Source organism: Flavobacterium hibisci, from assembly GCF_020026925.1.
Taxonomy (GTDB): Bacteria; Bacteroidota; Bacteroidia; order Flavobacteriales; family Flavobacteriaceae; genus Flavobacterium; species Flavobacterium hibisci.
The window spans coordinates 188,028-196,681 of record NZ_JAIQDW010000009.1 but is presented as its reverse complement, the minus strand read 5'-3'; the positions used below and the strand labels follow the sequence as shown (position 1 = coordinate 196,681).

9 protein-coding genes are annotated in these 8,654 nt (G+C 34.5%); 1 reads left to right on the top strand and 8 read right to left on the bottom strand.

Annotation, left to right across the window (positions count from 1 at the left end):
* Positions 1 to 290: 290 nt before the first annotated feature.
* The 8 genes from K8B81_RS11525 to K8B81_RS11490 all read right to left on the bottom strand — a co-directional run bounded on the left by K8B81_RS11525 (position 291) and on the right by K8B81_RS11490 (position 7,516).
* Entirely contained in the window at positions 291 to 1,430 is a 1,140-nt protein-coding gene (locus K8B81_RS11525; protein WP_223681643.1) for a peptidylprolyl isomerase, read from the bottom strand.
* A 30-nt stretch (positions 1,431 to 1,460) separates the two neighbouring features.
* A complete protein-coding gene (locus K8B81_RS11520) occupies positions 1,461 to 2,537 on the bottom strand; it encodes a peptidylprolyl isomerase (protein ID WP_223681641.1) in 1,077 nt (358 codons plus the stop codon).
* A gap of 15 nt (positions 2,538 to 2,552) precedes the next feature.
* Complete coding sequence (gene gldI, locus K8B81_RS11515) at positions 2,553 to 3,218, bottom strand: gliding motility-associated peptidyl-prolyl isomerase GldI (RefSeq protein ID WP_223681639.1); 666 nt, start codon at positions 3,216 to 3,218, stop codon at positions 2,553 to 2,555.
* 6 nt (positions 3,219 to 3,224) lie between these two features.
* Positions 3,225 to 4,229 (bottom strand): DHH family phosphoesterase, encoded by a 1,005-nt coding sequence (locus K8B81_RS11510; RefSeq protein WP_223681638.1) that lies wholly within the window; start codon positions 4,227 to 4,229, stop codon positions 3,225 to 3,227.
* Positions 4,230 to 4,407: 178 nt separating this feature from the next.
* Positions 4,408 to 5,676: a chloride channel protein gene (locus tag K8B81_RS11505; RefSeq protein WP_223681636.1), complete on the bottom strand. Its 1,269-nt coding sequence runs from the start codon at positions 5,674 to 5,676 to the stop codon at positions 4,408 to 4,410.
* Between the two features lie 75 nt (positions 5,677 to 5,751).
* Positions 5,752 to 6,138, bottom strand: a complete 387-nt coding sequence (locus K8B81_RS11500; RefSeq protein WP_223681635.1) for a RidA family protein — start codon at positions 6,136 to 6,138, stop codon at positions 5,752 to 5,754.
* A gap of 162 nt (positions 6,139 to 6,300) precedes the next feature.
* Positions 6,301 to 6,606 (bottom strand): chaperone modulator CbpM, encoded by a 306-nt coding sequence (locus K8B81_RS11495; RefSeq protein ID WP_223681633.1) that lies wholly within the window; start codon positions 6,604 to 6,606, stop codon positions 6,301 to 6,303.
* Complete coding sequence (locus tag K8B81_RS11490) at positions 6,599 to 7,516, bottom strand: DnaJ C-terminal domain-containing protein (RefSeq protein WP_223681631.1); 918 nt, start codon at positions 7,514 to 7,516, stop codon at positions 6,599 to 6,601. Before K8B81_RS11490 ends, K8B81_RS11495 begins: the two co-directional genes overlap by 8 nt.
* A 317-nt stretch (positions 7,517 to 7,833) precedes the next feature.
* On the opposite strand from K8B81_RS11490, the gene K8B81_RS11485 reads away from it, so the two are divergent.
* Entirely contained in the window at positions 7,834 to 8,598 is a 765-nt protein-coding gene (locus K8B81_RS11485) for a hypothetical protein (RefSeq protein WP_223681628.1), read from the top strand.
* Positions 8,599 to 8,654: the final 56 nt, after the last annotated feature.

Below are 8,654 nucleotides of genomic sequence, written 5' to 3'. Positions count from 1 at the left end.
GGCTTGTATTTATGGATTAGGCTTTTTAGTTCCAGACCATCAACGATATTAGAAACTATTCTTACAGGGTGCTTACTGTCAATAAGCTCCGATAAATTCGGAGGAAAAAGCACATTTTGGTTGGGAATGTAATCTTTAAAGACTACTTTTGAAGCTATACACACACCGCAATTTAATTAAATTGCAAGAATTAGGAAAGCGAAAACTTTCCTTTTTTTTATGCCACAAAAAAAGCTGCCTCACTTTTGAGACAGCCTCTTTTTTGTTTTTATAAATTCTATCGAAAATTTTTATTGCTGTTTTGCAGAGGTTTCAATCTCAAAAATCAAAGTTGCATTTGGCGGAATGACTCCACCGGCACCTTTTTCGCCATAGGCTAAATTTGAGGGAAGAAAAAAGATGGCTTTATCTCCGTCTGTCATCATATCAAGTGCTTCAATAAATCCGGGAATCATACCGTCTTTTTTGCCTACAGTAAAAGGAAAAGATTTGTAACCTCCCTGTGCATCCCTGTTCGGATTATATTTTCCGTATGCTTTTTCTACATTTGGCATACTGCTGTCAAAAAGATTTCCGTCTTCAAAATATCCTGCATAATGAAAATAAATCGTAGATCCTTCGGCGCCTTTTAGGCCAGTTCCTTTTTGTGTAATTACATATTTTAGACCAGAAGCAGTTGTTGTGGCTTTAGCTTTCATGGCTTCAAAATAAGCCGCTTTTTCTTTAACTACTTTTTGCGCTTCTCCTTTTTTAGCTTCTTCCTTTTTAGCATCATCGGCAATAACTTTTAATGCATCGAATTTTTTTGCTGCAGCGCCTTTACGCGTTATAGTTATTTTTGTCATGATGTCGTCCTGAACAATTTTGTTTACATTGTCCATTCCTGAAACTACATGTCCAAAAATAGTGTGTTTACCATTTAACCATGGCGTTTCTTTGTGTGTAATGAAAAACTGGCTTCCATTGGTAGCCGGACCTGAGTTAGCCATCGCCAAAATACCGCCTTTGTCAAATATTAATTCATTTACGAATTCATCCTTAAAGGAATATCCTGGCCCTCCAGTACCGTTTCCATCAGGATCACCTCCCTGAATCATAAAATCATTGATTACTCTGTGAAATTTTAATCCGTCATAAAATGGCTTTCCTTTGAGTTTTTCCACTTTAACATCAGGGTTTGTACCTTCCGCCAAAGAAATAAAATTGGCAACCGTTACAGGCGCTTTTACATATTCCAGAGTCAAAACAATGTCGCCTTTTGTTGTTGAAATAGTAGCAAAAATACCTTCCGCAGGATTATTTGTCTTAGTTGTTGTTTTAGACGCTGGTTTTGTTGTTCCCGCTTTTTGTTTCGCGATAGGTTTTTTGGTAGTTTGGGCCTGAATATTAAGTATTGCCAGGCAAAAAAGAAATAAGAATTTATATTTCATTATAGTTCAGATTATGTGTTCTTAAATTTTTTATGGCTTTTCTAATAATTGGATTTCGAAAATAATATTAGCATTTGGCGGAATCACACCACCTGCACCGGTTTCGCCATATGCGAGATGTGACGGAATAAAAATAACGGCTTTATCTCCAAAAGAAAGCTGTTCAATTCCTTCAATAAATCCAGGAATCAATCCTTGTTTATTTCCGGCCGTAAAAGGGATTGGCTGATATCCGTTTGCATCGGCTTTTGCCTGAATAAATTTTCCAAACGTTTTTGAGATCTCCGGAGAGCTGGAATCAAATAAAGTTCCGTCTTCTAAAAAACCTGAGTAATTAATGTAAACTTGTGTACCTGCAGCTGGTTTTTTTCCTGATCCCTTTTCAGTAATTACATATTGTAAGCCACTATTTGTTTTTGTAGCTTTTGCTTTTAAGGCAGCCAAAGAAGCTGCTTTTTCTTTCTGAACTCCTGCATATTTACTTTGTTCTTTTGCAATCTCTGAAAAATAATCATGAAATACTTTTACAGCATCGAACTTTTTGGCATCTTCACCATTTCTAATAATAGTTACAGCAACAACAGTATCGTTCTGAAGAATCTTATTGACTACTTCCTGATCTTTTGCATCAACAACATGTCCAAAAATAGTATGTTTATTGTCTAACCATGGAGTCTCTACATGTGTAATGAAGAATTGGCTGCTGTTTGTTCCAGGTCCGTTATTAGCCATTGCCAGCACACCTGGTTTATCAAATTTTAAATCTGAGAATTCATCTTTAAATTTATAACCCGTATCTCCAGAGCCTGTTCCTTCCGGATCTCCGGTCTGAATCATGAAATTTTCAATAACCCTGTGAAATTTCAATCCATCAAAAAAGGGCTTTTTTTTCAGGTAATCTTTCGTTACGAATTCATTTTTGCCTTCTGCCAGAGTTATAAAATTCGCAACAGTTATCGGTGCTTTTTTATAGTCTAATGCAACTATAATATGCCCTTTGTTCGTTTCAATATCAGCATATAAACCGTCAGGTAAATTGCTGTTTTCGTTTTTACAGGAGTAAAATGAAGTAACGGCTAATAGTAATAGTAAAATACTCTTTTTCATTTTTAAAATGTTGTTTTATGGGTTTAATGTGTCTTTTTTAGCTACAGCTGCTGGTTTTGCTGCTGTAGTTTTTGGAGTTTGTTTCGTTGTAGTTTGTCTTGTCGAGTCTGCAGCCATAGTTCCTGTTGCATTAGTGTCAGGAACGAAATTGCGTAGAGTGACTGTGCAGATTAACGATTGATTGGTTCCGATTTTTTTGTTGTCTCCGTGATATCCATACGCAATATGGGATGGGAACAGGAAAGTTACGGTTTCATTTTTATGCATCAATTTGATTCCGTCTCTCAGTCCCATCATGATATCTTGTTTATCTACATAATAGGTTTGTGGGCCAAGTTCGGCTTCAGAATAGATAATTTTGCCCTCAATGTCTTTTATTTCTAAATTAAAATAGGCAATATCTCCTTTTTTAGGAGTTTGTGTATCCGTTAGATTTCTTTGGTCATAAGTCAGCCAATATCCTTTTCTGGTGGCGTAGTATTTTACTTTTGGATTGTTTTTGATAATTTTTTTTATCACATCCTCTTCGCTTGCAACCAGTTTTTTGTTTCTGTCAGCCGATTTTTTCATAAAAGTACCGGAAGCCTGGGAAATAGGTCTTCTGGCTTCTTCATGATGTTTACAGCTAATAAATAAAACAGTAAAAAGCAAGGTGTAAATGCTTCGTTTTATGTAGTTCATATTGGGTTATATTTTTAGTTTAGTTACTAAATCTTCAAACTTTTTAATGGTTTCTTCCATTGAAACATCAGATCTTCCACCGGCAGCATTGATATGTCCGCCGCCATTAAAATAATCTCTTGCAAACTGATTTACATCGAATCCGCCTTGTGAACGGAAAGATATTTTAATAATGTTCTCTTCTTTGTTTTCGATAAAAATAGCCGTAAAAACAATATCTTTTATACTTAGTCCGTAATTCACTATTCCTTCTGTGTCGCCCTTTACATAATTAAAAGAATCTAACTCTTCCTGAGTCAGGGATGTATATGAAGTTTTATGTGTCGATAAAATTTTCATATTTTGCAAAGCTCGTCCTAAGAGTTGTAAACGGCTGTATGAACTATTATCAAACAATAAAACCGGTATTTCAGTATTATCTGCGCCTAAATCAATCAATTCTGCTACTATACGATGGGTATTTCCTGTTGTTTTAGGAAAGCGAAAGGAACCTGAATCAGTTAGTATTCCGGTATAAATGCAGGTTGCAATAGTTTTGTCTATGTCTTCTTTTTTGTTTAAAAATAAAATGAAATTATAAATCATTTCACAAGTAGAACCAAACGAAGTATCAGAATAGGTGTAAGCTGCATAATCATGTGGTTTTTCATGATGGTCGATCATGATAAATGGAGCTGTCAGTTTTGCTAAAGTATGTTCCATTTCACCCGTACGATGAAAAGCATTAAAATCAAGTGTAAAAATAAGCTCAGCCTCTTCTAATATTTTGGTGCAGTTTTGAGTATCTTTTTCAAATATTTTTACAGTTTCAGAACCCGGAAGCCACGCTAAGAAATCAGGAAAATCATTTGGAGCAATCACGGTTGGCTGATGATTGTTTTTTAATAAAAAATGGTATAGTGCCAAGGTAGAACCCATAGCGTCGCCATCTGGTCCTCTGTGCGGAATTATTGCAATTTTCTTTGGGGCAGCAAGCAACAATTGTATTGCCTGAATATCTTGTATTTTCATAGTGTGCGAATTTACATTTTTTTAATGTAATGCTGAAATCATTTTATAGATTAACACACTTTTACAAATTATGCGTCAGGAGTTAGAAGTTATGAGTTTAAATTCTGGATTTTTAATCGAAGTTTAGATTATTGTTTCTGGCAATTCACTAAGAAACAATTTGAATTTATAATTTCAGTTAGAAGTTTTGGAATTTGGATTTTTTTGATTTGAAATTTATCTTTTGATACAGTTTATATTTGGCGCCTTTTACAATTTGAGACTTATAAATCCCAACAGGACCCGAAGAGAAATAAGCAATTGTACAGGCTATCGCAATAAAAATCCCTGGCTGAATCCCAAATAATTCCATTCCCATGATAGTGCAGGCAACAGGAGTGTGGGTAGCGCCTGAAAATACAGCTACAAATCCCAGACCAGCCAAAAGTGCAATTGGCATTGGAATAATAATAGACAATGCGCTTCCTAAAGTAGCGCCTACAAAGAATAAAGGAGTTACTTCGCCACCTTTAAAACCGGCACCCAAAGTAAATCCGGTAAACAATATTTTAAGCAAAAAATCATACCATGGATTAGTGTTCAAAAAAGAATCTACAATTACCGGAACTCCTAAGCCTGAGAATTTTGTGAGTCCGAAACCTGCAATGGCAATGGCTAAAATGATTCCTCCAATAAAAGGTCTGAATGGTGGAAATTTGATGTTTTTTGAGAAAAAAGAACTCCAAAAATGAACATTTCTGGAAAAAAGCAAAGCAGTTAATCCGGATACTATTCCAATAATAATCGTGTAAAATAATGTAGTGAGATTGAATTCTGGAACAACCGGAATACTATAATGTGTATGTTTTACCTGCCAAAACTCAACAGTAAAATAAGCAACATACGCGACTAAAAACGATAAAACGATGCTCTTAAAATTGATTTTACTGAAATATAAAACTTCGACCGCAAAGATAGCACCTGCTAGAGGTGTTCCGAAAACAGATGCAAAACCTGCGCTGATTCCAAGAATAATCAGAATTTTTCTTTCGGAATGATCTAATTTGAAAAGTTTTGTGAATTGATCGGCAATAGCACCGCCCATTTGTACAGCAGTTCCTTCACGACCGGCAGATCCGCCAAATAAGTGAGTAAGTAAGGTTCCCAAAAGTACTAAAGGAGCCATTTTAAACGGAATTACTTTCTGAGGATTTTCATATTCTTCAAGCAGTAAATTGTTTCCTTTTACAACAGATTCGCCCCAATAATAATAACTGAATCCAACTAATAGCCCGCCTAGCGGTAACAGCCAGATAATCCACTGGTGTTGAATTCTAAATTGTGTAACAAATTCCAGTGAAACTAAAAAGAAAGCTGATGCTGATCCTGAAAAGAAGCCAATTAAAGTACAAATGAAAGCCCATTTGAAAATGGTCAGGAGTGCTTCTTTTAGTTTTTGAAGGTTCATTTAAAAAAGTTTGCCACGAATTTCACCAATTAAAATGAATTTTAAAAGTCTGTGATGAAATTCGTGGCAAAAAAATTATTCCTGTACTACAGCTGTAAATTCAATTTCAACTAAATATTCAGGTGCAACCAATTTGCTGATTTCATAAAATCCGGTCGTTGGTTTGACATCTTTGAAAAAAACAGCATGCGCTCTGGCTACATCTTCAAAAGTAGCAATATTGGTTGTGAAAATTCGGGTCCTGATAACGTCTTTCATTCCAACATTCAAATCTTCTAATACTTTTTCAATACGCTCCAGAATATTATAAGTTTGTGCATAAGCATCATCGGCCTTCACTTTTTCGCCATCAACAATTGCCACAGTGCCGGAAACTTCAATAATATTGCCAATTCTTACAGCACGACAATATCCCATTTTGTCTTCCCACGGTGATCCTGTTAAGATGTTTTCTCTTTTCATTTTTTCTATTTTATTGAATCGTTTTATAAAATTTTAAAACAAATTCGGGTTAATTAAATTGCGTTGCAATTTATAAAATATACCGTCAAAAAGGGATGAAAATTATTTGAAATCATGCTGTAATTCGTTCTTTTTTGTGATATTTAAGTGATGAATATATAGCTATTCGATTTGATGTTGTTCAAAAAGCCTGAGCCTGTTTTGAGTAGCATTCAGACTTTGCTGCAAAACCTCAATCCTGTTTAATAAATGCGTAATAGCATCAATTCCTTCAAGGTTTATTTTAAGATCGTAATGCAGCCTGATCATTTTCTCAACTGTAGGCAGATGTTCAGAGTGCAGGTATTCATCTTCATCTAAAGCAATAATTTCAACAAGCCCATAATTGCTCAGTTCTTTTATAAAAGTATTTTCAATTTCGTGGTACAGACAAAATTGTTTAATCTGAATTAAATTTTTGTTACTCATGATTTCTTATTTTAGCTAATTCCTGAAATAATTCTTTTTCCCTTTCGGATAATTGGGTTGGTATTTTTAAATTATAGGTAATAAATAAATCACCAAACTGATTTTCCTTTTTATACACAGGGAACCCTTTTCCTTTGAGCTTCACTTTTGTTCCCGTTTGTGTTTCTGCCGGGACTTTTATTTTTACTTTTCCATCAAAAGTTTTGACATTAATCTCACCTCCTAAAATGGCAGTATATAAATCAAGATCTACATCAGCATAAAGATTGTTGCCTTCGCGTTTAAAATCAGAATTGTTTTCAATCAGAAACGTAATATATAGATCGCCATTAGGTCCTCCGTTTGCTCCTAAACCGCCATGTCCCGGTATTTTTATGATTTGACCGTTTTCTACACCAGCAGGAATTGTGATTCGGATGTTTTTTCCGTTAACGGTCAGACTTTGTTTGTGAGTGGTGTAAGCAGAAGCTAAATCCAATTGTAATTCAGCATTAAAATCCTGACCGCGGTATTTTGACTGACCTCTGCTGCTTCGTCCTGAGCCGTAGATCGAATTAAAAAAATCTGAAAAATCATTTTCAGAGAAATTACCCCCGCCAAAACCAGAAAAGTCCTGACTGGCTTGCTGGCGTCCGGAATATTGCTGCTGATTCGGATTATATCCGGCTTTTTCAAATTCATCTGCATGCTGCCAGTCTTTTCCATACTTATCATATTTTTTACGATTTTCAGGATTCCCTAAAACTTCATTGGCTTCATTTATTTCTTTGAATTTTTTCTCAGCTTCTTTATCATTCGGATTCAAATCAGGATGATGTTTCCTTGCAAGCTTTCGATAAGCCTTTTTGATATCGGCCTCAGTGGCTGATTTCGTTATTCCTAATGTTTTATAATAATCGATATAATCCATTTTTCTGCATTTTTGAGATGTATAAATTTAGATCATTAAGTTAAGAATAAGTTGTTAATTATCAAAATGATGATGGTTCTTTTAAAGCATTAAAATAATTATGTTTCCGGAAACAGTTTTGAGATTTTAATTTTTTTGGAGTAAAATATTTTTTATGAAATAATAGTAAAGTGGCAGGTTTTTTGATTCCAAAAATTAGCTTAACAGAGTGTTATAAAAGTCATAAAGTTGTATCTGCAAAGTAAATTATGCTATTTTTGCGATATAAGATTTTTGATTTTATAAAATTTTAAGCCGATTCGATAACTACTTTTTCAATGAAGCATATTTTATTTTTCATATTGTTTTTTTCAGCACTGACCGTTTCTGCACAGGGAGAATTTAATTCGGGCTTTAAGTCTATTCCTGCTCCAAAGTTTGATGCTAAACCTAAAAAACTTCCTGCTCCTGAAGTTAAGAATCCAGAGTCGCAAAATACTGATATTCCAAGTATCAATACGCCAAATGTTTTTGATAATACCAGTATAACTCCAAAATCCAGATTTAATATAGGGGAGGAAAAAAGCAATTTTTCGATGTCAACAGAGAATAAATTCGCTAATCCGGGGGATCGCTATGTTGGTAAAATGGAGAAAGATTTGGATAAAGCTTTGACAGATGCCGGACTAAAAGAAGACAGAGGGCCATTAGTAAGAAAGAATCTTGAATTCGGTAATATCTATACAAATTCTGCTTATTTTATCATAAAATGCCGTGATGTCGGTGCAATCGATGGTGACTTGATTAAAGCAGTTTTTAATCAAAATGTTATAGTAGAAAAAATGACATTAAGGAGCGATTTCCAAGAATTTAAAATAATTTTTAATGAAGGTTTTAATGCATTTGATATAGAGGCTCTTAATAGAGGTTCTTTAGGAGGAAATACCGGTGGATTTGAATTTTACGATGCTGAAGGCCATCTTGTTTTATCTGATGCCTGGAATAATCTGGATACAGGATTTAAAGCTAAGTTTATTATTATAAAGGAGGATAAAGTATTCACAAAAGGTAAAACAACGATTCAGCAAGCTTCGAAGAAATAAAGCTATGTATTTTTGTCTTTGATAAATTAAGACTTTTAACTTATAAAATCGGAACA